Origin of the sequence: Streptomyces sp. NPDC093598 (genome assembly GCF_044764825.1) — a bacterium.
In the GTDB taxonomy this organism is placed as follows: Bacteria; Actinomycetota; Actinomycetes; order Streptomycetales; family Streptomycetaceae; genus Streptomyces.
In genome coordinates, this window is record NZ_JBIWIV010000012.1 from 156,435 (window position 1) to 181,055 (window position 24,621).

The 24,621-nt window shown below is 74.2% G+C and carries 27 protein-coding genes; 7 read left to right on the forward strand and 20 right to left on the reverse strand.

The annotated features are described in order from the left end of the window. Positions 1–5: 5 nt before the first annotated feature. From ACIRDU_RS28890 to ACIRDU_RS28910, 5 genes are all read right to left on the reverse strand, one after another. Positions 6–1,103, reverse strand: a complete 1,098-nt coding sequence (locus ACIRDU_RS28890) for a serine hydrolase domain-containing protein (RefSeq protein WP_403584753.1) — start codon at positions 1,101–1,103, stop codon at positions 6–8. 170 nt (positions 1,104–1,273) lie between these two features. Next, positions 1,274–2,191: a DUF6895 family protein gene (locus tag ACIRDU_RS28895; protein WP_403584574.1), complete on the reverse strand. Its 918-nt coding sequence runs from the start codon at positions 2,189–2,191 to the stop codon at positions 1,274–1,276. After that, positions 2,188–3,159, reverse strand: coding sequence for a DUF6895 family protein (locus tag ACIRDU_RS28900; protein WP_403584577.1), 972 nt, complete (start codon positions 3,157–3,159; stop codon positions 2,188–2,190). The genes ACIRDU_RS28895 and ACIRDU_RS28900 overlap by 4 nt, the downstream gene beginning before the upstream one ends. Further along, a complete protein-coding gene (locus tag ACIRDU_RS28905; RefSeq protein WP_403584580.1) occupies positions 3,156–3,854 on the reverse strand; it encodes a hypothetical protein in 699 nt (232 codons plus the stop codon). Before ACIRDU_RS28905 ends, ACIRDU_RS28900 begins: the two co-directional genes overlap by 4 nt. A 20-nt stretch (positions 3,855–3,874) precedes the next feature. Continuing rightward, positions 3,875–4,063, reverse strand: coding sequence for a hypothetical protein (locus ACIRDU_RS28910; protein ID WP_033311759.1), 189 nt, complete (start codon positions 4,061–4,063; stop codon positions 3,875–3,877). 318 nt (positions 4,064–4,381) lie between these two features. Here ACIRDU_RS28910 and ACIRDU_RS28915 point away from each other — a divergent pair, with 318 nt between their 5' ends. The 3 genes from ACIRDU_RS28915 (at position 4,382) to ACIRDU_RS28925 (ending at position 7,153) form a co-directional block, all read left to right on the forward strand. Then, the gene (locus ACIRDU_RS28915; RefSeq protein ID WP_403584583.1) at positions 4,382–4,915 is read left to right on the forward strand and encodes a DoxX family protein; all 534 of its coding nucleotides are present in this window, start codon (positions 4,382–4,384) and stop codon (positions 4,913–4,915) included. A 76-nt stretch (positions 4,916–4,991) separates the two neighbouring features. Further along, positions 4,992–5,555: a hemerythrin domain-containing protein gene (locus ACIRDU_RS28920; RefSeq protein ID WP_403584585.1), complete on the forward strand. Its 564-nt coding sequence runs from the start codon at positions 4,992–4,994 to the stop codon at positions 5,553–5,555. A gap of 356 nt (positions 5,556–5,911) precedes the next feature. Beyond that, positions 5,912–7,153: an MFS transporter gene (locus ACIRDU_RS28925; protein ID WP_403584587.1), complete on the forward strand. Its 1,242-nt coding sequence runs from the start codon at positions 5,912–5,914 to the stop codon at positions 7,151–7,153. 197 nt (positions 7,154–7,350) lie between these two features. Here the strand turns inward: ACIRDU_RS28925 and rfaE2 are convergent, their stop codons facing one another. From rfaE2 to ACIRDU_RS28975, 10 genes are all read right to left on the reverse strand, one after another. After that, positions 7,351–8,748, reverse strand: coding sequence for a D-glycero-beta-D-manno-heptose 1-phosphate adenylyltransferase (rfaE2, locus tag ACIRDU_RS28930; RefSeq protein WP_403584590.1), 1,398 nt, complete (start codon positions 8,746–8,748; stop codon positions 7,351–7,353). Further along, on the reverse strand, positions 8,745–9,380 hold the full coding sequence (locus ACIRDU_RS28935) for an SIS domain-containing protein (RefSeq protein ID WP_403584593.1): 636 nt from the start codon (positions 9,378–9,380) through the stop codon (positions 8,745–8,747). The genes rfaE2 and ACIRDU_RS28935 overlap by 4 nt, the downstream gene beginning before the upstream one ends. 116 nt (positions 9,381–9,496) lie before the next feature. Then, positions 9,497–10,774 (reverse strand): glycosyltransferase, encoded by a 1,278-nt coding sequence (locus ACIRDU_RS28940; RefSeq protein ID WP_403584595.1) that lies wholly within the window; start codon positions 10,772–10,774, stop codon positions 9,497–9,499. After that, positions 10,771–11,736, reverse strand: a complete 966-nt coding sequence (locus ACIRDU_RS28945) for a glycosyltransferase (protein ID WP_403584597.1) — start codon at positions 11,734–11,736, stop codon at positions 10,771–10,773. The genes ACIRDU_RS28940 and ACIRDU_RS28945 overlap by 4 nt, the downstream gene beginning before the upstream one ends. Next, a complete protein-coding gene (locus ACIRDU_RS28950) occupies positions 11,733–12,806 on the reverse strand; it encodes a glycosyltransferase family 9 protein (RefSeq protein WP_403584599.1) in 1,074 nt (357 codons plus the stop codon). The genes ACIRDU_RS28945 and ACIRDU_RS28950 overlap by 4 nt, the downstream gene beginning before the upstream one ends. Continuing rightward, a complete protein-coding gene (locus ACIRDU_RS28955; protein WP_403584601.1) occupies positions 12,803–13,411 on the reverse strand; it encodes a D-glycero-alpha-D-manno-heptose-1,7-bisphosphate 7-phosphatase in 609 nt (202 codons plus the stop codon). The genes ACIRDU_RS28950 and ACIRDU_RS28955 overlap by 4 nt, the downstream gene beginning before the upstream one ends. After that, complete coding sequence (locus tag ACIRDU_RS28960; RefSeq protein WP_403584603.1) at positions 13,408–14,481, reverse strand: glycosyltransferase family 2 protein; 1,074 nt, start codon at positions 14,479–14,481, stop codon at positions 13,408–13,410. The genes ACIRDU_RS28955 and ACIRDU_RS28960 overlap by 4 nt, the downstream gene beginning before the upstream one ends. Further along, on the reverse strand, positions 14,478–16,154 hold the full coding sequence (locus ACIRDU_RS28965; protein WP_403584606.1) for a carbamoyltransferase: 1,677 nt from the start codon (positions 16,152–16,154) through the stop codon (positions 14,478–14,480). Before ACIRDU_RS28965 ends, ACIRDU_RS28960 begins: the two co-directional genes overlap by 4 nt. Before the next feature lie 64 nt (positions 16,155–16,218). Next, positions 16,219–17,184: an NAD-dependent epimerase/dehydratase family protein gene (locus ACIRDU_RS28970; RefSeq protein ID WP_403584608.1), complete on the reverse strand. Its 966-nt coding sequence runs from the start codon at positions 17,182–17,184 to the stop codon at positions 16,219–16,221. A 392-nt stretch (positions 17,185–17,576) separates the two neighbouring features. Beyond that, positions 17,577–18,104: a hypothetical protein gene (locus ACIRDU_RS28975; RefSeq protein WP_403584611.1), complete on the reverse strand. Its 528-nt coding sequence runs from the start codon at positions 18,102–18,104 to the stop codon at positions 17,577–17,579. Between the two features lie 193 nt (positions 18,105–18,297). On the opposite strand from ACIRDU_RS28975, the gene ACIRDU_RS28980 reads away from it, so the two are divergent. Together ACIRDU_RS28980 and ACIRDU_RS28985 are read left to right on the forward strand one after the other, a co-directional pair. Continuing rightward, on the forward strand, positions 18,298–18,987 hold the full coding sequence (locus ACIRDU_RS28980) for a hypothetical protein (RefSeq protein WP_403584755.1): 690 nt from the start codon (positions 18,298–18,300) through the stop codon (positions 18,985–18,987). Continuing rightward, positions 18,984–19,517, forward strand: a complete 534-nt coding sequence (locus ACIRDU_RS28985; protein WP_403584614.1) for a hypothetical protein — start codon at positions 18,984–18,986, stop codon at positions 19,515–19,517. Before ACIRDU_RS28980 ends, ACIRDU_RS28985 begins: the two co-directional genes overlap by 4 nt. Positions 19,518–19,533: 16 nt before the next feature. Here the strand turns inward: ACIRDU_RS28985 and ACIRDU_RS28990 are convergent, their stop codons facing one another. Next, positions 19,534–19,857: a hypothetical protein gene (locus ACIRDU_RS28990; RefSeq protein ID WP_403584617.1), complete on the reverse strand. Its 324-nt coding sequence runs from the start codon at positions 19,855–19,857 to the stop codon at positions 19,534–19,536. A gap of 135 nt (positions 19,858–19,992) precedes the next feature. Here ACIRDU_RS28990 and ACIRDU_RS28995 point away from each other — a divergent pair, with 135 nt between their 5' ends. Then, entirely contained in the window at positions 19,993–20,847 is an 855-nt protein-coding gene (locus tag ACIRDU_RS28995; RefSeq protein ID WP_403584620.1) for a fructosamine kinase family protein, read from the forward strand. A 4-nt stretch (positions 20,848–20,851) separates the two neighbouring features. On the opposite strand, the gene ACIRDU_RS29000 is transcribed toward ACIRDU_RS28995, so the two are convergent. The 3 genes from ACIRDU_RS29000 to ACIRDU_RS29010 all read right to left on the reverse strand — a co-directional run bounded on the left by ACIRDU_RS29000 (position 20,852) and on the right by ACIRDU_RS29010 (position 23,721). After that, positions 20,852–22,510 carry a catalase gene (locus ACIRDU_RS29000; protein WP_403584623.1) on the reverse strand — a complete coding sequence of 553 codons (1,659 nt, stop codon included), beginning with the start codon at positions 22,508–22,510 and terminating at the stop codon, positions 20,852–20,854. 147 nt (positions 22,511–22,657) lie between these two features. Next, the gene (locus ACIRDU_RS29005; protein ID WP_403584626.1) at positions 22,658–22,813 is read right to left on the reverse strand and encodes a hypothetical protein; all 156 of its coding nucleotides are present in this window, start codon (positions 22,811–22,813) and stop codon (positions 22,658–22,660) included. Continuing rightward, entirely contained in the window at positions 22,795–23,721 is a 927-nt protein-coding gene (locus tag ACIRDU_RS29010; RefSeq protein ID WP_403584628.1) for a hypothetical protein, read from the reverse strand. The genes ACIRDU_RS29005 and ACIRDU_RS29010 overlap by 19 nt, the downstream gene beginning before the upstream one ends. 202 nt (positions 23,722–23,923) lie before the next feature. Between ACIRDU_RS29010 and ACIRDU_RS29015 the strand changes: the two genes are divergently transcribed. Then, on the forward strand, positions 23,924–24,322 hold the full coding sequence (locus ACIRDU_RS29015) for a hypothetical protein (RefSeq protein ID WP_403584630.1): 399 nt from the start codon (positions 23,924–23,926) through the stop codon (positions 24,320–24,322). Between the two features lie 55 nt (positions 24,323–24,377). Here ACIRDU_RS29015 and ACIRDU_RS29020 read toward each other — a convergent pair whose 3' ends face one another. After that, a complete protein-coding gene (locus tag ACIRDU_RS29020; RefSeq protein ID WP_403584632.1) occupies positions 24,378–24,614 on the reverse strand; it encodes a hypothetical protein in 237 nt (78 codons plus the stop codon). Between the last annotated feature and the right edge of the window lie 7 nt (positions 24,615–24,621).

Sequence of the window (24,621 nt, forward strand, 5' to 3'; positions counted from 1 at the left end):
GCCCGCTACTCCTGTGCCAGCAGCGCGTAGGCGGTGGCCAGGAACGGGTCGTGGGCGCGGAAGCGGCGGGTGCACACCGCGGCCAGGGCCGTGCCGGTGTCGGCGCGAAAGCCCAGGAACGCCTGCTGGCCGAGGGTCGCGCCGCTGTGGAAGTACATCGGTCCGCCGTCCGTCGGGTGACGGAACCAGGCGATGGTGTGGACGTGCCGGTGCCCGATGCCCCTGCGGAGCACGGGACGGCGCACCGCCCGCAGGGCGGGGGCGAGGTGCGGTGACACGCCGGTCGGGTCCAGGTGGGCCTCGAGGAAGGTGAGCAGGTCCTGCGGCGTGGCCCGTACGGCGCCCGCCGCCTGGAAGCCTCCGGCGTCGAAGGCGGGCACGGGTGACACGCCGTCCCTTTTGCGCCCCAGGGCGTCGAACCCGGAGTCGTCCGCGCACAGGGTCGTGCCGTTCAGGCCGAGGGGGCGCAGGATCTGGTCGGTGAGGAGGGCTTCCCAGGGCGTGCCGGTCGCGGCGGCGAGTGCGTGTCCGAGTACGGCGACGCCGTAGTTGGAGTACCGCCACCGGGTACCGGGGCGGTGGCGCGGCCGGTGGCGCAGGAAGGCGTCGACGACCCGGGCCTCCGGGAAACGGCCGTACGGGTTGGTGGTCCAGGCGGGCAGTCCCCGCAGGAGGAACCCGGCCGGCAGTGCGGGCAGACCGGAGGTGTGGGTGATCAGGTGGGCGAGCGTCACCGGGTTCGCACCCGTCGGCCGGCCCCCGTCCAGGAAGGCGGTGGCCGGTTCACCGCCGGACAGCCGGCCGCTGCCGATCAGCCGGGCCAGCAGCAGCCCGGTGAACGTCTTCGTCGCCGAGCCGATCTCGTAGCGCAGGGTCTCGCGAGCAAACGGCGGGGGCGGGGCGGTGCCGCCGCTCACGACGCTGCGGCGGCCGTGCCGGGAGAGGGCGAACACCGCGTCCGGGGCGTCGGATGCGGTGACGGCGTCGGCGAGCCGCTCAAGGAGCGTCCCGTCGCCCGGGGGCGTCTCCGGCGACGGGACGCGCGGGGCAGGCCCCGCGGCCGTGGGCTCGGCGCGGAGGTACCCGGACTCGTCCGACGACATGTCATGCGGGGTACGGGTCCGGCCCGCCGATGTGCCGCGCGAGGCCGCCGGGCCCTCGTCCGTCGGCGTGTGGCGTACGGCCGAGTACGCGTCCGCCCGCATGGCACGCGGGGTCGGGGTCTCGGCGTCGTCGAGCGGTTCACCCGGCCAGGGCGCGTGCCGACGGGGCGTCATGAGGCGGGTGTCAACAGGGACAAGGACCGGGAGGTGGCCAGTACGGAGGCGTAGGCGGCGACCAGAGTGGGGTGGTAGACGATGTCGAACACCTCGTCGGGAGTGCCCTCGGGCATCGTCCGCAGGGCGGGCATGGCGCCGTCGGGCTGCTGTGCCGCGGCGAAGCCCCTCCAGGCCCGTTCGTCCAGCGTCGGGCGGGGCAGGCAGGCGTCGACCACCAGCAGTTCGCCGAGCAGGTCCCAGCGTTCCAGGTCCAGCCAGTCGTCGATCCAGACCGGCAGCCAGGTCGCGAGGTAGTCGGCGGTGGCGGGCGGCAGACCGTCCGGCCTCTCCCCCCAGTCGGTCAGGTGGAACACGTTGTGGGTGACGTCGTAGGCGATGTGCCCTTCCACCGTCCAGGGCTCGGGGGTGCGGGCCAGCCAGGTCGTGCCCCTCAGTTCGGACTCCGGCGGCCGGGGCGGGAGGCCGAACCGGCGCTGGAAGGCGGACAGGCCGAGCCGCCGGGTGGGGGTCGCCTCGAACGCCGCCCAGCTGTCCAGCCGGTGGTTCAGGGCGGCTGCCCGCTCCACCTCCGGCTGGCTGTAGCCGAGTTCCTTGAAGGGCAGGTACACCTCGAACGGGATGGGGGAGATGGGCTCCGTGAGCTGCCCCCGCACCAGCATGCGGCCGCCGTCCAGTGTTTCGCGCCAGGCGTGGTCGAGGAGTTGCCGGGCCAGCTGCGCCTGGCGCGACCCGGCCACACCCTCGCGGAACAGCACCTTGCAGATCATGGCCAGTTCGCCGATGGGTTTGAAGCGCTCCAGGAAGCCGATCTCGGGGTCGACGTCGGGTTCCAGCTCGAATCCGTCACGGTGGGCCCACAGCCATTCCAGGGCGCCGACTCCGACGTTGTGGATCAGGCGGGTGTCGGTCATCCCAGCACTCCTTGTCCGCCGGGCCGGTGGTGCGCGGCTGCCCGGGCTCCGTCGTCGAGCCGCCCGGTGGTGAGGGTCGCGGCGAAGGCGGCCATGAGGGTGGGGTGGTAGTGGGAGAGGAAGTCCGGGCCGCTGTCGTGGTCCGCTCCGCTCCCCTGCTCCGGGATCGCGCCGGAGGGGTGCTGTACCGCCGCGATCCGCGCCCAGGCGTCACGGAGGACGGCGGGTTCGGGCGGCAGGGGCAGGCTCGCCGCCACGGCCAGCAGCTCGCAGCCGAGATCCCACATCTCGGCGTCCAGACAGGTGTCGAGCCAGGGCGGCAGCCAGTCGGCCAGGTAGCCGGCGAGGTCGGGCGGCAGCCCCTCGGGCCCGGCGCGTCCCCAGTCGGTGAGGTGGAAGACCACGTGGGTGAGGGAGTAGCCGGAGGATTGCTCGAAGGTCCAGGGCTCGGGCAGCCCGGCCAGCCAGGTGCGCCGCAGTGCCTGCGGCATCGCGTCGGACTGCCGGATGCCGCTGCGGGTCTCGGCGTTCACGACACCGAGCCGCCGGGTGGGCTCCTGCTCGGTGAGTTGCCAGCTGCGGGTGCGGGCCACCGTGGCGGTGGCCGCCTCGTAGCCGGGGTGCCGCAGGCCCGCCGCGGCCATGGCGGCGTACACCTCCAAGGGGTATGTGGCGAAGGGTTCCAGCCGTTGCAGGCGCATGAACAGCTCTCCCCGGCCGGTCTCCTGCCACGCGAAGGTCATCAGGTCGGCCGCGCAGGCGTGGAGCGGATCCGGGGGCGTGGTGTGCCGGCACACGGTGGCGCACACCTGGGCCAGTTCCCCGAGCGGCTTCCAGCTGCGGTTCACCTGTCCGTCGGCGGCCAGCGCGTCCTCGCCCAGCGCGAACTGCCCGCGATGCGCCGACACCCATGCCAGCGCGTCCTCGGCGACCTGCCGTGTCCCCCACGTCCCCCGTGTGTCGCTCACACGAACACTCCCGTCCGCGTCAGACGCGCCGCACTCACTTGTAGCGCCACGAGCGGGTCCTGGCCGCCCATCAGCTCCACGAAGTCCAGGCCGTTGTCGAGTCCCAGCGTCTGCGGGACGCCCTCCAGCAGGGTCAGCCAGCGTCCGGCGCCGGCTGCCTGTCGCCAGTCCCTGCGGCGTACCGCGCGCACGAAGCCCCGGGCGACGTCGACCGGACGGTGCTGTGCCGCGCGGGCCACCGCGCAGTCCTCCCCCGGCACGGCGAGGGCGGCCAGCACCGCCAGCTGGTGTGTCAGGAGTTGCCAGGGCGCGTCCTCGAGCCAGGCGGCGTCGGGTTCCCGGTGCGGGCCGTCGGCGTGGCCCGGGTCGAGACGCCGCAGCGTGTGCCGCATGGCCCAGTGGCTCCACAGGACGGTGGGGGCGGCGTCGGCGCCGGGCGGGTAGGCCTCAACGGCCTTGCGGAATACGGCGAGTTCGTCGGGCAGCGGCGGGGTGTGCAGCAGGGTGCTCGGCAGCAAGGCGTCGGCTCCCAGCACACGGACGGCCGCGAGGGCGAGGCCCTCCGCTTCCGCGTCGGCCGCCCGCTCCGGGGCGGCCGCACGAGCGTGGTCTCCGCTCCGAAGAGCGGAGACCACACCGGAAGCGAGGTCCTGCACCGCGCCCTGCAAGAGGGACGAAGTGCCAGACTGCTCCATCGTCTACTCCTGTCGGTCCACTAGCCCTTCTTGGGGCGCGGGGTGGGCGGCGACAGGAGCAGACCGTAACCGCCCTTGAACAGCGCGAGTGCGGCGCACTCGCGGCTGTCGCGGTAGATGCCGTCGGCTTCTGCCGGGTCGAGTGCGGCCTCGATGTCGGCACTCTGGATGCCCGTCAGGTCCTTGGTGACCTTCTCGGTGGCAGTCATTGCACCATCTCCTTGACTGAAGTGGATGCTTTCTCCTCTAGTGCACCTGATGGGGACAAATCATGCCAACTTACCCAACAGTTTATTTGCGTCACTTCTTCAACAACTCACCCATGAGTGACCGGGCTGCGCGGCACGGCGGGGATGCCTACGGCGTCCACCACGCGGCCACGACGGCGGCGCCGAAGGACCTGACGGAGCGGCCGCGGGTGTGCGCCGAAGGGGTGACCCGGGCCACCGGCACCGGCGGTGTGAGTGGTTCGGCTCCGGCTGGGGAACCCGGCGAGCGCTGTACCCACCAACTCTCTGGAGAGGGCCATGAGTCTGTTGCGTGTGCTCGGCCGCCCCATGCTGGCCTCGATGTTCCTCGCGGGCGGCATGAACTCCGTCCGCGACCCGAAGCAGGTCGCCGACGCCGCCGAGCCTGTCGTCCAACCGGTCACCGAGCGCATCTCGGCGTTGCCGGACCGCACCGAGCAGGTCGTGCGTCTGAGCGGCGCCGTACAGGTCGTCGCGGGGCTGATGCTGGCCACCGGGCGCATGCCGCGGCCGGCCGCGCTGGCCATCGCGGCCACACTCGTGCCCACCACGCTGGCGGGGCACCGATTCTGGGAGGCGGAGGATCCCGAGGAGCGGGCACAGCAGCGCATCCACTTCTTCAAGAACATGTCCATGCTCGGCGGGCTGCTGATCGCCGCCGACGACACCGGCGCCCGCCCCTCCGTCGTGTGGCGCGGCGCGCACGCCGCCCGCGGTCTGCGGCGCGACGCCGGTCTGGTGCGCCGCTCCGTCCGCGCCACCGCCCGCCCCGCCGCGGCGGCCGGCCGCGCCCGGGCCAAGCTCCCCGCCTGAGCCGCCGGCACGGCACCGGCGAACCGCACGTTAACCCCGTGAGGCGCGGGGGACCCGAGCGCTGGAGGTGAAGGACATGGGACACGGAGGAAACGTCATCGACGAGCTGGTGACCGATCACCGCGAGGTCGAGGAGATGTTCGGCAGGATCGAGGCCCTGCCGTCCGGTCACCAGGACCGCAAGGTGTACGCCGATCAGGTCACGATGGAGCTCGTACGGCACTCGGTGGCCGAGGAGGCCTACCTCTACCCGGCCGTACGCGAGCATGTGGCGGGCGGGGACGCCCTCGCCGACCAGGAACTGAAGGACCACGCCACGGCCGAGCAGATCATGAAGGATCTGGAGCGCTGTGACGCGGGCGACGCAGACTTCGACCGGCTGATGGGCATGCTGATGAGCGAGATCCGCTCGCACATCGCCGACGAGGAGGGCAACCTCTTCCCGCGCCTGCGGCAGGCCTGTCCGATGGACACGCTCAACGAGCTGGGCGACAAGGTGCGCAAGGCGAAGAAGACCGCCCCGACCCGGCCGCACCCGGCCGCCCCCGACAAGCCTCCGGCGAACAAGCTCCTGGCTCCGGGAACCGGGATGGTGGACCGGCTGCGGGACGCCCTGAGCGGCCGGGGCAAGTCCGAGTAGGGCAGTCACACGCTGTGCGGGGTCCGTCACCGAAGGGGACGGGCCCCGCCTTCGTGTGCGTGTGATCAACCACACTGTGGGCTCAAGACCCTTGCGCGACAGGGGGTTTGGGAGGCGCGGGACGTCGGATCAAGGGGAGGTGGAACCGCTTCTCCGGTCCCCTCTGCCACGATGGTCGGCGCCGTACCCGTCGAGGGAAACCACCGCGCAGCGCCGCCGGTGCGACCCGCTCCCTCGTCCCCTTCTGCTGAGTCCTCCGACTCGTCTTCGAGTACCGCACTGTGTCTTCCTTCCCCTCCCCCTCCCCCGTCCTGCCCGCCTCCCGCTCACCGTGGCGATCGCTGCGGTACCGCAGCATGCGCTGGTGGTCCGTCGCGAACTTCGTGTCGAACGCCGGTACGTGGATGCAGCTCACGGTGCAGAATCTGCTGGTCCTCCAGATCACCGGGTCCGCCGCCGCGACGGGGCTGTCCATGTCCGTGCAGGCCGCCCCGGCGCTGCTGATCAGTGTGCTGGGCGGGGCTGCCGTCGACCGGTGGCCCCGCAAGCTCACGGCTGCCGTGAGCCAGGCGGTGCTCGGCGCGATCGCCTTCACCACGGCCGTCCTCGTGGCGCTGGACCGGATCGACATGACCTCGCTGATGGTGCTGGCCGCCGTCACGGGTGTCGTCGCGACCGTCGACAACCCGGCGTGCGCGCTGCTGGGCAACGACCTCGTGCCGGCGGAGGACGTGCCCTCGGCCATCGGGGTCGGGGCGCTGGTGCACCAGGCGGGCCGGCTGGTGGGAGCGGCCCTGGCCGGTGTGGCGGTCGGGTTCCTCGGCACGTCCGCCGCGTACTTCGGCAACGGGCTGTCGTTCCTGTTCGTGGCCTCGGTCATCCCGTTCCTGCGCCCGGCTGCCGGTGCGGTGCGGCAGGACGCCCGGGATCCGAAGGACACCGGTCCCGACATGACCGTGCGGGAGGGGCTGGCCTACTTCGTGCGGCGGCCGCGCCTCGTGGCGCTGGCGGGCGTGACCGGGATCAGCTCCGTGTTCGGCCGCAACTACGGGCTCACCCTGGCCGTGCTCGTCACGGGGCCGCTCGCGGGAGGTGCCGGTTCGTTCGGCACGGTGTCGACCGTGCTCGCCGTCGGCGGCATCCTCGGCGCGGTGCTCGGCGCGCGGCTGCGCCGGCCGTCGGTGCGGCTCGTGGGTGCCCTGGCGGCCGCGGGAGCGCTGCTTCAGGTGGTGGCGGGGTTGTCGCCGTCGCTGGCGGTGCTGATCGCGCTGGTCCTGCCGATGGCCGTGGTGGAGTCCGTCTCCGACACCGCCGGCACAGCCGTCCTGCAGACCGACCCGCCCCCGCATCTGCGGGGACGGGTGCTGGGTGTGTGGGGCAGCATCGGCACGGTGTGGGGTCTGGGCGGCCCGCCCGCGCTGGGCCTCCTCATGGAACTGGCCGGACCCCGCGGCGCCCTCGTCACCGGCGGGCTGCTCATCGCCGGCGCGATCGGCGCGGGCTCTCTGCTGCGGCAGCGCCGGGCCGCGACGCCGGTGGTGCTCCGCACGGAGGAGCACGAGATGCCGGGCCGGCCGGCGCTGAGCCCGGCGGCCTGACTGGACTCCGTCCGGGCCCCTGTACGCCGCTGCCCAGGCCGCCCGACCGGACGGCCGGTCGCGGGCAGCCCCGGAACCGCGGCAGCGGCAGGCCCCGGCCCTGCTCTGCACGCCGGCAGCCCTCGACACAGCAGGCCGGTGTCTACCGCGTGCCGCGCAGCCCTCCAGGCGCCGCACGGCTCCGCCTCGTTGCGCCCCTACGGCCGCAGCGCCTCCTCCGCCGCCTTCGCCGCCCGGCGGGCCAGCAGGGTCGTGGAGCGGCCGTCCAGGTACGGCAGGACCACGGCCTGGCCGCCCCAGGTGCGGAGCACCTCCGCCTCGGGCAGGTCCTGGACGGAGTAGTCACCGCCCTTGACCCAGACGTCCGGCCGCAGCCGGGCCAGTACCGCCTCGGGAGTGTCCTCCTCGAAGACCACGACGGCGTCGACGCTGCCGAGCGCGGCGAGGACGCGGGCGCGGTCCACCGCCGGGTTGAGCGGGCGCCCCGGGCCCTTGCGGCGGGCCACGGACGCGTCGGAGTTCAGGCACACGATGAGGCAGTCGCCGATGCGCCGGGCGCTCTCCAGCAGGCCGACGTGGCCGGCGTGCACCAGGTCGAAGCAGCCGCCCGTGGCGACGACGGTGCCACCGCTTGCCCGGACCCTCTCCGCGAGGCCGAACGCGTCGGTCGCGGCGTCGTCCTCGGGGCCGGGCGCCGGCTCGGTCCGCCACAGGTCGGGATTGCCCGCGCCGCCCGCCGCGACGAACGCGGCCGCCTCGGCGACCGCCCGCTGCAGCGCCTCCTCGGGGAGCAGGCCGTCGGCGAGGGCCGCCGTCGTCGTGGCGGCGAAGCAGTCGCCCGCGCCGCAGGGGTCCCCGGCTGCCAGGTAGGGCACGGGGACGAGCATCGGGGTGCCGGAGCCCGGCCGGGCCAGCAGCACCCCGCGCTCGCCGAGGGTGACGGCGACACCGGCGGCCCGCCAGCGCTCGGCGAGACGAGCCCCGCGCTCGGCGTACGCGCCCAGGGTGGTCCCTCCGGACCCGGGGTGCAGGGCCTGTGCCTCCGCCGCGTTGGGGGTGACGAGCCGGGCTCCGGGCACGGGCGGGTCCCCCTGGGGGTGGGGGTCCCACACCAGCGGGGTGCGGCGGGCGGCGTCCTCGAGGAGCGGCCGCAGTGCGCCGGCGGTGTGCCGGCCGTAGTCGGCCACGAGGACGGCGTGCGCCTCGGCCAGCGCTTCTCGGACCGCGTCGCCGGGCTCGCCCGGGGTTCCGCCGCCCCGGTCGATGCGGACGACGGGCCGCCCGCCCGCGAGGACACGGGTCTTGACCGGCAGGGTGCCGTTCAGCGGGATCTCCAGCAGCCGGACCCGGCCGCGCAGATCGCGTCGTACCGCCTCACTGGCGTCGTCGTCTCCGAGCGCGGTCACCAGGACCACCTCCCGGCCGCCGCGGGCGGCGAGGGCGGCGGCCAGACCGGCTCCGCCGGGGTGGCGGCGGTCGCCGGTGACGTCGACGACGGGGGCGGGGGCGTCCGGGGAGAGCCGGGTGGAGACGCCTTCGATGTCCTCGTCGAGGAGGACGTCCCCCACGACGGCGAGCGGGTGCGGCCCGGTCATGACGTGCTCCCGTGGGTGAGGACCGCGCGCCGTGCGAGGGGCGTGGACACGGCCGTGTCGAAGCACTCGCACAGCAGGTGGACGGCGACGAGATGGGTCTCCTGGACGGTGGCGGTGCTGCCGGCGTCGACGCACAGGGCTTCGTGGGCGGCTTCGGCGAGTGGGTTCGGGCCGCGTCCGGTCAGCGCCCACACGCGCAGTCCGGCCTCCCGGGCGGTCACGGCGGCGGCGATGAGGTTGGGGCTGCGGCCGGAGGTGGAGAGCAGCATCAGGATGTCGCCCGGGCGGCCGTGGGCGGTGACCTGGCGGGCGTAGACGTGGTCGAAGCCGTAGTCGTTGCCGATGGCGGTCATGCTGGACGTCTCGGCGTGCAGGGCGAGCGCGGAGTAGGCGCGCCGCTCCTGGCGGTAGCGGCCCACCAGTTCGGCGGTGAGGTGCTGGGCCTGGGCGGCGCTGCCGCCGTTGCCCGCGGCGAGCAGCCGGCCGCCGCCGGTGAGGACCTCGGCGAGTCGGCCGCCCCAGTGCGCGACCCGGTCGAGACCGTCTTCGCGGAACCGTTCGAGGGCTTCCTCCAGTGACAGGCAGTGCAGCCGCGCGGCTTCCAGGGCGGGGTGTGCGAGGGGTTCGCTCATGTCGGTCGGGCGTGCCGCCGTGGGTGACGGCGGCGAACCCACACCTCCTTCGAACGTAGGACGTCGGCGGCTGTCGGCTGTCGGCTGTCGTCGGGGGCGGCGGCCGGGCGGGGCGGTCAGCCGGCGCCGGTCGCGGCGGTCTCGGTGTCGAGGACCTCGCAGTAGACGGCCTCGGTGGCCGCGGCGACCTGGCCCCAGCCGTACCGGCTCAGGACCCGGCGCCGGCCTGCCGCCCCGCAGGCCGCGCGGGCCGCCGGGTCGGCGAGCAGGCCGGCGACGGCGCGGGCCAGGGCCTCGGGGTCGCGGGGCGGCACCAGCCGTCCGGTGCCCGGGTCGGCGACGGTGTCGAGCTGCCCGCCGACCGCGCTGGCCACGACGGGCACGCCGCAGGCCATGGCCTCCAGCGGGACGATGCCGAAGGGTTCGTAGTCGGCGGGGCAGATCACCACGTCGGCGGAGCGCAGCAGCGCCGGCACCTCCTCGCTGGGCAGGGCACCGGCGAAGCGCACCCGGTCGGCGACGCCCGCGTCCCGGGCGATGCCGCGCAGCCGGCGCACCTCCGGGTCGTCGTCGAGCCGGTCCGCGGGCGGCCCGCCGATCACGACCAGCTCGGTCTCGGGCAGCCGGGCCAGCGCGGCGATGGTCACCGCGGCGCCCTTGCGCGGCACGAGGCGCCCCAGCTGGAGCAGCCGGTGCGGGTACGGTCCGCGCGGCGCCGCGGGGCCCTTGGGGGTGAACCGGTCGGTGTCGACGCCGCACGGCACGATGCCCACCCGGTGCGGGGGTATGCCCATGCGGGCGAGTTCGTGGGCCTCGTCCCGGCAGGTGGCGATGATGCGGTCGCAGCCCAGTCCGATCTCGATCTCGCCGGGGATCCGCTCCGGCGGGCTGGTGTCGGCGAGCCGCTGGTGCCGTCGCTTCACCGTGCCGAGGGCGTGATACGTGTGCAGCAGCGGCAGCCCCGTTTCGCGGGTCGCGTGCAGGGCTGCCAGACCCGACATCCAGTAGTGGGAGTGCACGAGGTCGGGCGCCCGAGTGCGCCAGCTGCGGGCCAGGTAGCGGCCGAACTCGTCCATGTGCGGCAGGAGCGCGTCCTTCGGGAGCGGCTCTGCCGGTCCGGCGGGCACGTGGTGCACCTCGACGCCGTCACGCAGCGCCACCCGGCCGGGCAGGTCGGGCGCGTCACGGCGGGTGTAGACGGTGACGCGGTGGCCCCGGTCGGCCAGTGCGCCCGCGAGGCAGGCGACGTGGACGTTCTGCCCCCCGGCGTCGACCCCGCCGAGCGCGGCGAGGGGGCTCGCGTGCTCGGAGACGAGGGCGACGGCGAGGACGCCCGGGTCGAGGGGGTCGCCGCCGAGCGGTCCGGCGGGGAAGGGGCTGAGGGACGGGGTCATGAGCACACCTCCGTGATCAGGCGCTCCCAGTCGGCCAGGAAGCGCTTGAGCCCGTAGCGTTCGAGGGCTGCCTGGCGGGCGCGGGCTCCGTCCGCGGCCGCGGCCTCGGGTTCGTGGAGGTAGCGGCGGGCGACGCGGGCCAGGGCGTCGGGGCGGGTGGTCAGGGTGCCGGCACCGGGCGGGACCGCCTCGACCGTCCCGGTGGTGGCGAGCGCCAGCACGGGCAGGCCGAGGTGCATCGCCTCCAGCAGGGACAGGCCGAGGGAGGTCCAGCGCACCGGGTGCAGGTACATCCGGCGTTCGGCCAGGGCCGTGTGCAGGTCGCTCTGGGGGAGGTCGGCGGTGCGGCACCGGTCCGGTGGCAGGCCGAGGTGCCCGGCCAGGCCCTCGGTGCCCATTCCGAACACGTCGAGCGGAACGGCCTCGGCGAGGGCGGGCAGCAGGTCCGTGCCGGTGTACCGGGCGCGCCGCACGGGTTCGTTGACGACGACGGCGGCTCGGGCGAGCCGGCCGCTGTAGCGGTGGCCCGGGTCGACGATGCCGTGTTCGATCACGGCGGTCCGGGTGGTTCCGCAGTCCCAGAACAGCCGGTTGAAGTGCGTGACGTGCACGAGTGTCAGGTCGTCGCGGTCGGCGCACGGGTGCCGGGTGTCCGGTACGTCGCCGTCGGGCGCGTTGTGCTCCAGGTACACCGCGGGCACGTCCCGGCCGGGGCGGCGTCCGCCGAGCCAGCGTTCGGCCAGCGCCGACTCGTGGGGCCGTTGGAGCAGGACCAGGTCGACGGGCGTGTCGCGGAGTTCTTCGGGGGTGACCTCGCGGACCGAGGCCGGCCAGGTGAAGGTGCGGGCCCGCCCGAGGCCGTCCGGGCCGCGGTCGGGGGTGACCGGGACGAGGTAGGTGTGCGGGCCCTGAACGAAGGCAGTCGTCCAGGAGCCGTGCACGTGCCACAGCAGGATGTTCATACGGCCGCTCCTCGTTCGGTCTGTTCTCCCCGGTCCGCCGGGTGGTCCGTGAGGGCCGCCACGGCGGCGAGCACCTCGGCGTCGCCGATGCCGTCGAGGCAGGGGTGTCCCGGCACCGGGCAGTGCCGTGCCCGGGTGTCCGCGCAGGCGGCGTGCGGGTCGCCGAGCAGGACGTGCGGCACGCCGTAGGGGGCCCAGCGCTCGGGCGGCACGACCGGCGCAAAGAGGCTCACGACGGGCGTGCCCACGGCGGCGGCGAGATGCGCCGGGCCGGTGTTGCCGGCCACCAGGGCCCGGGCCCCGGCCAGCACTCCGGCCAGTTGTGGCAGGTCGGTGGCGCCGCCGAGGTCCAAGGCGTGCCGTCCGGCGACCCGGGCGGTCAGGTCACGCTCGGTGCGCCCGCCCGTGACGACCACGCGGTGGCCCGCCGCGGACAGCGCGGCGACGGCCCGTGCCGCCCGGCCCGGGGTCCAGGCCCGCGCGGGTACGGCCGCGCCGGGGTGGAGGACGACGTACGGCTCGGGGCCGGTGAGGTGGGTGGTGCGCGGCGGCGGCAGGACGCGTGGCCGGCCGTCGTCCCCGGGCGGAAGCGCGAAACCCGCGGCCTCGGCGAGGTCGAGGGCGGCCCGTACCTCGTGCCGGTGCGGCAGCCTGCGGTGCCTGAGGTCGAGGAGCGCGCCGGGGTAGTCCTCGCAGTCGGCCGCGGTCCATCCGATCCCGGCGAGCTTCAGCAGCAGGGCGATCGGCAGCGGGCTCTGGTGGTACGACACCAGCACGAGCGCCCGGTCGAAGCGGCCTGCCGTGAGCGTCCGCATCAGCTGCCGGGTGGCCGCCCGCGTGACCGGCGGCGGTTCCAGCCCGACCCAGGGGGCGTCGTGGATCAGCACGTCGTCGACGCCGGGCAGCATCCGCCCGGCCGCTGCGCCCTGCGGTCCGCACAGCAGCGCGGTGTACGAGGATCCGGCGGCGACGGCGCGTACGGCGGGCCCTGCCAGAAGCACGTCCCCGGAGCTGTCGAGGCGCACCACGAGGGTGCGGGGAAGGCGGGCGCGGGACAGCAGGGGGCTCATCGCGCCTCCCCTGTCGGCACGGCCGAGTCCAGGGCGAGACGTACGGCCTCCGGCAGGTCCGCTGCCGTGGCGTCCGCCGCCATGACCTCCTCGGCACGAGTGACAGCCGTGGGGACCAGCACCCCGCGGGCCCCCGCCGCACGCGCGGCCTCCATGTCCGCTCCGATGTCGCCGATCACCACGGTGCGTTCGGGCGGAACGGCGAGCCGGCCGCAGGCCGCCAGGATCAGTCCGGGTGCCGGTTTGCGGCACGCGCAGCCCTCCCCCGGCCCGTGCGGGCACACGGCCCAGACGGCGAACGGCCCGAGCAGCTCCTCCACCCGCAGCCGTACGTCCGCCACCTCACGCCGGGTCAGCAGGCCCCGGGCCACGCCCGACTGGTTGGTCACGACGCCGACGGGCACCCCGGCGGCGCGCACGGTGTCCACGGCCTCCCGGGCACCCGGCATGGGCGCGACGCGCGACGGGTCGCCGTTGTAGGGCACGTCGGCGACGAGCGTGCCGTCGCGGTCGAAGAGGACGGCCGCGGGGAGCGGGCTGCCCGGGTCGTGGGGGTGCTGCCGCACGTCCCCGGGGAGCAGCCACGGGCGAAGGGGCGGCGTCATGACCGCAGCCGTTCCCGGACCGCCGGGCGGGGCGCGGGCGCCGGTTCACCGCTGCCGAACGCGGTGTGCGGCCGGGCCTTGCGGTGCACGAGCCGCCCCCGCAGCCAGTGCCAGGTCGCCGCGGGCGGAACGAGGACACTGGTCACCGTCATGGTGAGGACCTCGTCGCGGGTACCCGGTCCGGGCAGGATCCGGGCGAGGGCGAACTCGGTGGTGCCGGCCAGCCACGTGGCGGCGCAGGCCGCGGCGGCCCGGTGCCGGCCGAGCAGGGCGCAGCCGAGCGCCGTCACGCCCGCTCCGGTCACCGCCAGATGCAGGGGCAGGCGCCCGCGGGGTGCATCCGCCCGGCGCCACCAGTGACGGCCGTGCAGCCGGGTCATCAGCACGTCGTCGGCGTTGCCTGCCTGGAGCCGGACGGAGACCCAGCGCCCGGCGGGCCGGACGGGGTGGGTGGTGGTGCGCCGGCCGGCGGTGAGGGTCCATCCGGCGTCGAGCATGCGCAGGGCGAGGTCGGCGTCCTCCCGGAAGGCCCGCCGGAAGCGTTCGTCGAATCCGCCCACTGCCGTCAGCGCGGCCCTGCGGTACGCCATGTCGGCGGTGATCCAGCGGGCGCCGGCGAGTCCGGCCGTGTTGCGTTCCCAGTCCGTGGGGCGCCGGTCGGCGGGCAGGGGCACCTCGATGCGGGCGGTGATCCCGGCGGCCCGCTCGGTGGCCGCGGCCAGGTCCAGGGTCAGGTCGTCGCCCCAGGTGGGCCCGGGGACGACGTCGTCGTCGAGGAAGACGATCCAGGGCACGTCACCGGCGGCCCGCCAGCCGAGGTTGCGTGCGGCGGCGGGCCCGCGCGCCCCGCCGGGAACGACGATGGTGCGCGCGCGCAGGGAGGGCGGCACGTCGGCGGTCAGCGGTACCCGAGTCGCGTCGGGCCGGTCGTCGACGAGGACCACCCGGACGGGGCCCGGCCCGGACGCCTCGGCGAGGGCGTGCAGGCAGGCGCCCAGGCTGGGCCGGCCGAGCGTCGGGATCACGACGGCGTACTCGGCGTCGCGCGCCATGGCTTCGGGTGCGGTCATCGGGGGCCTCCGGCGTCGTCGCTGCGGGAGTCGGTACGGAAGAGGTCACCGCGCCGGATCGCGTACGGGCCGATGGCCAGCAGGTCGACGGGCGAGGAGCCGAAGCACTCCAGGGCGTCGCGCGGGTCGTCGACCATGGGCCGCCCGGCGGTGTTGAGGCTGGTGTTGACGACCACGGGCACCCCGGTGAGCCGCTCGAACTCACCGAGCATCCGGGCGACGAGTGGTTCGCGGTCCGGGTCGACGGTCTGGATGCGGGCGGTGCCGTCCACGTGCACGACGGCGGGGATGCGGTCCCGCCAGGCGGGGGCCACGTCGTGCACGAACAGCATGTACGGGCTGGGCAGCGGGCCGTCGAAGATGTCGGCGGCGCGGTCGGCGAGGACCATCGGGGCGACGGGCCGGAACTGCTCACGACCCTTGACGTCGTTGAGCCGTTCCAGATTGCCCGCGTGCCCGGGGTGGGCCAGCAGGGAGCGGTGGCCGAGCGCCCGGGGGCCGTACTCGGAGCGGCCCTGGAACCAGGCGACGATCCCGTTGTCCGCCAGGGCGCGGGCGACGGTCGCGGCGATGTCCGGCGGCCGCTCGAAGGGTACGGCCGCGGTCTTCAGCCAGGCTGCGAGCTCCGCGTCGGACCATTCCCGGCCGAGGTCGGCTCCGGCCATGGCCTCCGGTTCGTCGCCCTCCACGGCGGACAGCAGCAGGGCGCCGCCCAGCGCGGTACCGGCGTCTCCCGCCGCGGGCTGCACCCACACCCGGGAGAAGGGGCCCTCGCGGGCGATACGGGAGTTGGCGACGCAGTTGAGGGCGACGCCGCCGGCGAGGGTGAGCACCCGGTCGTGGGTCCGCCCGTGCAGCCAGCGCACGAGGTCGAGCAGGGTCTCCTCCAGCACGGCCTGGGCGGCGGCGGCAACGTCGGCGTGGTCCTGCGTCCACGGCTCGTCGGGCCTGCGGGGCGGACACAGCTCGTGCCAGGGCACGCCGGTGGCGTGGAAGCCGCCGTCACCGGTGGGGTACACGTGGCGGCGCAGTTCGGCGAGCATGCGCGGGGTGCCGTGGGAGGCGAGGGCCATCACCTTGAACTCGTCGGAGGAACGCAGGAATCCGAGGTGTTCGGTGAGTTCCTCGTAGACCAGGCCGAGCGAGTGCGGCAGGTCCTGGGCGTGCAGCGCCTCCAAGCGGTCGCCCACGCGCCGGGCGGCCAGGTGGGAGGCTCGTTCGCCGCGGCCGTCGAGGACCAGGACGGAGGAGTTCCCGGCGTCCGGTGCGGCGAAGGCACTGGAGGCCGCGTGGGCCATGTGGTGCGGCACGAAGCGGACGACGCCGGGGTCGAGGCCGGGCAGGGCGGTCGTGAGGAAGCCGGGTGCCTCCCGGGCGTAGGTCAGCCGCAGGTGGTCCCACGGGTCGTCCAGGCCCATGTCCTCGGCCGGCCGGGCGAGGGCCGGGTCGAAGGAGTAGGTGACCGCGTCGAGGTCCTGCGGACGCAGCCCGGCCCGCTTCAGGCACCAGGCCGCCGCCCGCTCGGGCAGTTCCCAGGCGGAGAACGGCAGGGGCCTCTTGCCGTGCTTGCGCCGGGAGAACCGCTCCTCCTCGGCGGCTGCGACGGTCCGTCCGTCGATCACCAGGGCGGCGGCGGGGTCGTGGAAGAGGGCGTTGATTCCGAGGATGCGCATGGGGAGGCGGGCCTTTCGGCGGTGGGGGGATCCGGACGCGGCGGTGCGGGGTGCCCGGGCGGGGTCACTCCTCGGTGCCGGCCTCGCGGAACCAGGCGATCGTGCGCCGCAGCCCCTCCTCGGCACGCACCTGCGGTTCCCAGCCGAGCTTGTCGCGGGCCAGCGTGATGTCCGGACAGCGCACGGCCGGGTCGTCCACCGGGCGTTCGATGTAGCGGATCTCCGAGGAGGACTCGGCGAGTTCGACGACGAGGCGCGCCAGATCGAGCATGGTGATCTCGGTCGGATTGCCGATGTTGACGGGGCCGCGCATGCCGTGCGCGGCGGCGGCGAGGATGCCGCGCACGGTGTCGTCGACGTAGCACAGCGACCGGGTCTGGCGGCCGTCGCCGGTCACGGTGAGCGGCTCGCCGGCCAGGGCCTGCCGCACGAAGGTCGGCACCGCGCGTCCGTCGTGCCCGCGCATCCTGGGGCCGTAGGTGTTGAACAGCCGCACGATGCAGGTGTCGGTGCCGTGGGTGTCGGCGTGGGCGGTGGTCAGCGCCTCCCCGAAGCGCTTGGCCTCGTCGTAGACGCTGCGCGGTCCGACGGGGTTGACGTTGCCCCAGTAGCGCTCGTCCTGCGGGTTCTGCTGCGGGTCCCCGTAGACCTCGGAGGTCGAGGCGAGGACGAAGCGGGCGCGGGAGGAGTGCGCGAGCTCCAGGGCGTTGCGGGTGCCGAGGCTGCCGGTCTCCATGGTGTGCAGCGGGAGGCGCAGGTAGTCCGCCGGGGACGCCGGGGAGGCGAAGTGCAGGACCAGGTCCGGCGGCCGCTTGATCCGCAGCCCCTCGGTGACGTTGGCCTGCACCAGCGTGAAGCCGGGCTGTTCGAGCAGCGGCGATATGTTCTCGGGCCGGCCGGTGCTGAAGTCGTCCACGCAGGTGACGGCAGCGCCCCCGTCCAGCAGGGCGGCGCACAGGTGGGAACCGACGAACCCGGCGCCGCCGGTGACGACGGCGTGTTCCCAGTTGCGTGAGAGGGCGGTGGTCATGTCGGTCTCTCCTCCGTCGGCGGCGCAGCACGGCACGACGGGTGCGCCTCGGTCCGGCGAACGCGGGCCGGAGGGCCGTCGAGCCCACGATCAGCGTCCGCCGACCGTGCGAGCGCGGCACGGTCGCATACGGCAAACCGGTGAGTCACGGAGGGTGAGGTGCGCGGCCGACGGGTTGTCTGCCCAGGTCAGCGGGCCTGGCCGGAGGCTCGCGGGGAGGGCCGGGGTAAAGGCCCGCCCGCGCGGGCCCGGAACGGAGGCCGGGCTCGGACGCAGTGCGGGGCGAAGAACCGTCCGCGCGGGCAACCGTCCGCGCAAGCAACCGTCCGCGCAGGCAGAGACCCGCCCGGGGCCGGCGTACCGGCCGGCGAGCCGTGGCGGCGCGGGGTGGGTCAGGCGATGAGCGTGCGGCCCGGGTTCAGGCGGTCGAGGAGCTGCTCCTGGTGCAGGTCCGCGACGGGCGCGAGCAGGTCGGGGTGGCGCAGCAGGGCGGCGGCCTTCCGGTCACTGTCGTCGGGGGCGATCAACCGCCGGAACTCGGCCCGCGATCCGGTGCTGTGGCTGCCGTCGGCGAGCGCGGCCACGGCGCGGGCGGCCAGCTCCCGGTCCGTGAGCAGGCAGGCCGCCCAGCTCGCCACGACCTCGTCCACCCAGGTGCGCCAGGCGTGCGCGTCCAGGTCGTCGCCGAGGGCCGCGTCGGCGCCGGTGACCCAGTCGAGCCGCCCGGAGCCGCCGGGGCCGGCGATGCCGAGCAGGGCCGCGTCCATCGCCGTCGGGTACCTCAGCCACGCCGCCACGGTCACGGCCTGCCGTGCCTGGACCTCGCACAGGGCGGAGGCCAGCGCACCGCCGGAGGCGGGAAAGGCGCGGGTCAGCCACTGGGCGGTCGCCGCTATGACAGGGGAGAGATCTGCTTGCACTGCCGGACCGTCCGAAGGAAGGGAGCGGGATCTGGTCGTAGACGGTAACCGCCGCTTCCCGCACCCGGACGTGATCGGGACCTCGTCCGGGGCGTGGCCTCGGCCACACCCGCCGACGACGCAGCACCCCGCGGCGGGGCCGGTGCAGCACCTGCCGTTTCGCCGCAGGGGGGCCGGGCACCCGGCCCGCGTGCTGTCTTACGGACCCGGACCCGCTGGTCCGGCCCGGCGTGCAGGAAGCCGGTCGCCGGCGCGCTCGCTGCGTTTCGACGGCTGGATCGCGGGGATCGGCACGGCCTCCGGCGTCCGTGTGGTGCTCGGGCACTGGCCGCGCTCACCGTTCGGGCCGTTCAGCGATGTGATGGTCGAGGGGGCCGACGGGCACCGGCTGCTGCTGGCGCCCACGCGCGAGACCGCGGACTTCGTCGCCGGCACGTACGTCTTCGACGAGGTCCGGGTCGTACCGGTCGAGGTGCGGGTCGCCGACCGGCGGCACTGGACCGTCACGGCCCCACCGTTCGGCCTGCGCTTCACCACCGGCCGCCGGACCCTGCCGGGCCTCGCCCTGCGCGCGGTACCGGGCCGGCTCGCCTCGCAACCGGGCTGGATCGCGCTGTGGGACCGGCCGGCCCGTCTGCTGCTGGGAGCACGGACTCATGGCAGCGCCCGGGCCGGACGGCACCAGTGGTACGGCGCCCGGGATCTGCACCCGGTCACCTCGGCCACCGTCGTCTGCAAGGGCGAGAGCCTCGGCGCCCTCGCCCCGGTCGAGCCGCCCGTGCGCTTCGGGTCCGGCTCGACACCCCGCCATCCCTGTCTCGTACGGATCACCACGAGGGTGGCCGTGGGGCAGGGCCGGAGTACGACAGGAGTCGCGCCATGACGCAACAGCGAGCGGATTCGCCGGACGCCCAGCGTGCCCCGGCCACCGACATGTCCCTGCTGGGGATCTACCTCAACGATCATCTCGCCGGTGCCACCGCCGGGACCGCGCGCGTGCGGTATCTGCTGCGCTCGTGCCGCGGCTCGGCGCTCGCCGACGCCCTGGCCCCGGTCGCTGCCGAGATCGCCGACGACCGGACGAGCCTGCTCCACATCATGCGGAGCCTCGACGTCCCGGTGCGCCGCTACAAGGTCTACGCGGGCCGGGCGGCCGAGCAGGTGGGGCGGCTGAAGAGCAACGGCAGCCTGGTGCGGCGGTCACCGCTGAGCACGCTGTGGGAGTTGGAGGCGCTCGCGCTGGGCGTGGAGGGCAAAATCGCGGGCTGGGAGACCCTTCGTGATCTCGCCGCCACGGACGGACGACTCGACGCGCGGCAGCTCGACGAGCTCATCGAGCGGGCCCGGCGGCAGCACACCACGCTGGAGACGCTGCGCCACAGGCAGGTCGAAGTCGCCTTCCGCGGAGCCTGAGAGTCCGGGTCCGCCCTCACCAGAACCTGCTGCTGAGGGCGGGCTGGTGGGCCAGTTGCACGGCGTCGCGCAGCCGCAGCGCGACGCTGATGGTGGCACGCAGGGCGGACGGGCGGACGCTCTGGGCGGTCTCGGTGGCGAGGACGAGCAGGCAGGCCGCCGCCTGCTCGACGACCGAGACGGGCAGGACGAAGTCGTTGTCGGCGGCCGTACGGAAGGCCTTCAGGGGGATCGCGGCGCCGTCGATGGCCCGGTGCGCGGCCTGCTCCAAGTGCTGTGCGGCCTGTTCGCACACGGGGGCGGGCAGGGCGATGGTGCGCTGGAACGGTGAACTCGTCATGACCCGACTGCTCCCCCGGCGGTGGCCGGTTCTGTCGGCCGACGGCGGGATTTCACCGTCCCGCGTGACCGGCACACGGCGAACGTCTCTGTCCTACGCTGAGTGCCGATCGACCGGCGCTGAGAGGGAGTACGGATGACCGCCCGTGCGGATGTCGTGGCCCGGCTCACCGGGAGGGCGGTCAGCGGCGAGCGGCCTCTGTCGGGGGCTCTCGCCGAGGTCACCCTGGACGACGGGCGGGTCGTGGTCGTCAAGCGGTCCGACGCGCCGGGGGCGGCTCGGGCCGAGGCGTCGGGGCTGCGGTGGCTGGCCGCTGCCGGGAGCGTGCGGGTGCCGGTGGTGCACGGGCACGAAGAGGGCTGGCTGGTCCTCGACCGGGTCGCGGAAGGGCGGCCGGGCGGGGAGGCGGCGGTGCGGTTCGGCCGGGACCTGGCGGCGCTGCACGCCGCCGGGGCACCCGCGTTCGGGGCGCCGCCACCGGACGGACCGGCGGACGCGTACATCGGGCTCGCGCCCATGCGCAACGAACCCGGTACCGACTGGCCGCGCTGGTACGCCGAGCAGCGTGTGCTGCCGTATCTGCGGCAGGCGGTCGATCAGGGCACGGTCCGGGCCGGCGAGGCGGCCGTCGTGGAGCGTGTGTGCGAGCGGCTGCCGGCGATGGCGGGGCCGGCCGAGCCGCCCGCGCGGCTGCACGGTGATCTGTGGAGCGGCAATGTGCTGTGGGCGGCCGACGGGCAGGTCCGGCTGATCGACCCGGCCGCGCACGGCGGGCACCGGGAGACGGACCTGGCGATGCTGAGGCTGTTCGGCTGCCCGCATCTGGAGCGGGTGGTGGACGGCTACCAGGAGGTCGCGCCGCTCGCCGACGGCTGGGCCCGACGCGTCGGCGTGCACCAGCTGTTCCCGCTGCTGGTGCACGCCGTGCTGTTCGGCCGGGGCTACGCGGAACAGGCGCTCGCGGCGGCCCGTTCGGCCCTGTCGGGGTGACCGGTCAACGGGTCACGACGTGCCGTTCGTCGGGGACGCAGTGGGTCATGGTGAGGCCCTCGACGTCACGCGGCTTGTTCTTGCCGAGGTTGGCCAGGCGTTCGCGGTCGTCGTCCGTGAGGTCCTGGCTCGCCAGCGGCTCCAGGCCGGCCACGTCCTCCGGGCCGATGCCCAGTCCCTCGCCGACCCGCAGGCCGAGGTCGTTCTCGACCAGCAGGAAGTGCCAGACCATGCGCTCCTGGATCGCCCGGTCGCACCGGGACAGTTGACCGATGAAGTTCTTCACCAGGTCGTCGCGCTCCCAGTCCTCCAGCAGCAGATAGCGCTGACCGGCCTGGAGGTAGTCGTTGGTGCGGGGGATGCGCTTGCGGGTCACCCGGCCGTGGATCTCGGGGCCCTGCTCGTCGTGGGTCGGGTAGCGGGCCTCACGCAGGCCCCCGGTGATGGACGGCTCGTAGTTGACCTGCGGGTTCTCTCCGCCGCCGTCCTGGTGGTACGCCATCTGGCCGTCGCGCTGGTTGGTGCGCACCTCCGCGTTCTTGGCCTGGTTGACGGGCAGCTGGAGGTAGTTCGGGCCGACCCGGTAGCGCTGGGTGTCGCTGTAGGAGAAGGTCCGGCCGACGAGCATCTTGTCGTCGGAGAAGTCCAGGCCGTCCACGAGGACGCCGGTGCCGAAGGAGATCTGCTCGTTCTCGGCGAAGAAGTCCTTCGGCATCCGGTCGAGCACCATCCGGCCCACCGGCTTCGGCGGGAAGTCCTGCTCGGGCCAGGTCTTGGTGTCGTCCAGCGGGTCGAAGCCGAGCTCCGGGTGGTCGTGGTCGTCCATCATCTGGACGAGCAGCTCCCATTCCGGGTGATCGCCGCGGGCCACGGCCTCGTACAGGTCCTTGGTGGCGTGGCCGAGGGTGTCGGCTTGGACGTTGGCCGCGTCCTCCTCGGTCATGCTGCGGACGCCCTGTTTGGGCATCCAGTGGTACTTGACCAGCTTGGTCTCGCCGTCGGCGTTGACCCACTTGTAGGTGTTGACGCCGAAGCCCTGCATGTGGCGGTAGTCGGCGGGGATGCCGCGCGGGCTGAACAGGTTGACCAGCATGTGCATGGCCTCCGGCGTCTGCGACATGAAGTCGAAGATCCGGTTCGGCTGCTGCTCGAAGGTCACCGGGTCCGGCTTGAGGGCGTGGATGACGTCCGGGAACTTGATGGCGTCGCGGATGAAGAAGACGCCCAGGTTGTTGCCGACCAGGTCCCAGTTGCCGTCCTCGGTGTAGAACTTCACGGCGAAACCACGCGGGTCGCGGGCGGCCTCGGAGGAGTCCCGGCCGCCGATCACGGTGGAGAAGCGGACGGCGACATCCGTGCGCTTGCCGCTCTCCTGGAACAGTTTGGCCCGGGTGTAGCGGCTGATCGGCTCGTCACCCCAGGTGCCGTAAGCCTCGAAGTGACCGTAGGCGGTGACGCCGCGGGCGTGCACGACGCGCTCCGGGATGCGTTCCCGGTCGAAGTGGCTGATCTTCTCCAGGAACTGGTAGTTCTCCAGCGTGGCCGGGCCGCGGGCGCCGACCGTGCGCTGGTTCTGGTTGTCGTAGACCGGATGGCCCTGGCGGTTGGTGAGTACCTTGCGGTCGTCGCCCGGTGCGGGGCCGGTGCCGGATACGTCCGTCATATGCGTGGGCTCCTTCGGCTTGTGGCCGGCGGCCGGCCGGGTCGGCATCGTGAGACGACGGCCCGGCCGGTCCTGGCGGGGCGGGCCGAGTACCCGACGGGACGGGGTCACTCACGTGTCAGAACCTCATCCGGGACGGTGCCGTCACTACGCTCCGTCACATGCGCCCGGGCAGAGGGACCAGACCTCCCTGAGGAGGGCGGGCCAGTTCTCACCGTATGTGACGACGGCCGCGTACGCCGCGTCCACGGCCGCCTGGAGCGTGTCGGGTTCGGCGGCTCCGGTCACGGCGGGCAGAGCCATGTGCGGCTGCGAGATGCGCGCGGACGGGTCCGGCGGGCCGAGGGTGACGAACAGGCCGTACGGACCGTCACCGCCTCCTGGGGCGACAGGGCGCCCAGGGACGAAGGCGAGGGCCGGAAGGGCGGCCGTTCGGGCGGGACCGCCCGGCCGACGGTCCGGTCCGGGAAGCCCGGATCGGAGGCGAGGGCATGCCACATGCGGGCGTCGTCGTCGAAGGGCGGCGGCAGGGGGCGGCCCTCGTCCAGGGCCGTGAGGGCGTCGGCGACCCAGTCCAGGGCGGTGAAACCCGCGGCCTCACAGGCCCGGTGGGCCGCGAACCGGGCCACCGCCCGCTGGACGGCGGGGCCCGCGGCGTCGAGGGCGTGCAGGAAGGCGGGGTCGAAGTCGCGCAGGCCACTGACATCGCCCCGGACGTCGCGCAGGGCCGCGCTCGGCATCCGGCCGCCCCACCGGTGGCGTTCGAAGGCCAGGAGGCGTTCCCGTTCCGCCGTCTCACGGGCGAGACGGGCCCTGCGTTCGGCCTCGGCGCGTTCGGCCGGAGTCGGCGGGGGCGGCAGCTTCCGGGCATAGTCGTGCCAGTAGGCGGCGCTCCGCGACGTCTGCCTCAGCACGCGGTCGCGCTCGGGCGGGGCCGGCCGGAACTGAAGCAGGTAGCGGTCCAGTTGGGGTTCGCCTTCGAGCCGCGTGTCCTTCTCGCCCGCCCGGTCCATGCCCTCGGCGCAGTACCGCACGCGGTAGTCGGTCTCCCCCAGACCGAGCGGCCAGGAGGCCTCCCCCGCCCACTGCACGAGCGCGCTGTCCGCGGAAGCCGGGCGGAAGGACACCTCGACCGCGTCCTCCCAGGACGGGTCCAGCGGGGGAGCCCGGTCGTGCACCTCGACCGTGAAGCCGACGTCGCCGGTGTGCAAACCGGTGTTCAGCCACAGGGCGCGGGGTCGCCGCCCCGCACAGGCCCGCTCTCTGCCCGGCGAACGCTTCGGCCAGACCCGGCGCGTGGTCGTCCGGGTCGCTCTCGACGTAGATCTGCCCGTGATGCACATGGAAGCGGTGCGGGCACGTCCACATGGCCATGGACATGACGAACGGTGGGTCGACCGCTCCCCCGCGATCATGCTCGAGACGTTCCACCGGTTCCGGGGCGAGGCCTTCGGCCTGATTCTCGAGGATCTCGCGCGCCTACCGCGCCGGACGCCGGTCGTCGTCGTTGGATTCGGGCTGCTGCCGCACCTGATGGAGCCGCTGCTCACCGAGCCCCGACACGCGGTGTGGCCGCTTCCCACACCGGAATTCCGCCAGGTCGCGTTCGGGAGCCGTGCCCTGCCGGAGGGAACCTTCACGCGGAAGAGCGATCCGGAGCGGGCCGATCGCGACATCGCCCTGCGGGACACCATGTACACGAGGCGGCTGCACGAGGAGACCGCACGACTGCGGCTGCCCGCCATCACGGTGGACGGCACGATGACGGAGGGCGAACTCGCCGAGCGGGTCAGCGAAGTCTTCCGGCTCTGACAACGAGAAGGGCCCGGACCCCGGCAGGGTCCGGACCCTGGAGGGCCGGTGCGCCTCAGCCTCCGTCGAGGCGCGCGCGCAGCAGCCTCTTGCCCAGTTCGGCACCCTTGCGGCTGTCCGCCTGGGCCTTGCGGAACAGGTCCGCGACCTCGGTGTCCTTGGCGCGCTCGGCGTCCTGGATGTAGCTCTCCAGGCGCAGGGCATTGTTCAGGCACGCCTCGACATACCAGATGAGGTTGTAGTCCTTGTCCTGCGTACCGGTCACACCGCCGGTCTCCGATCCACTGCTCATGCGGGCC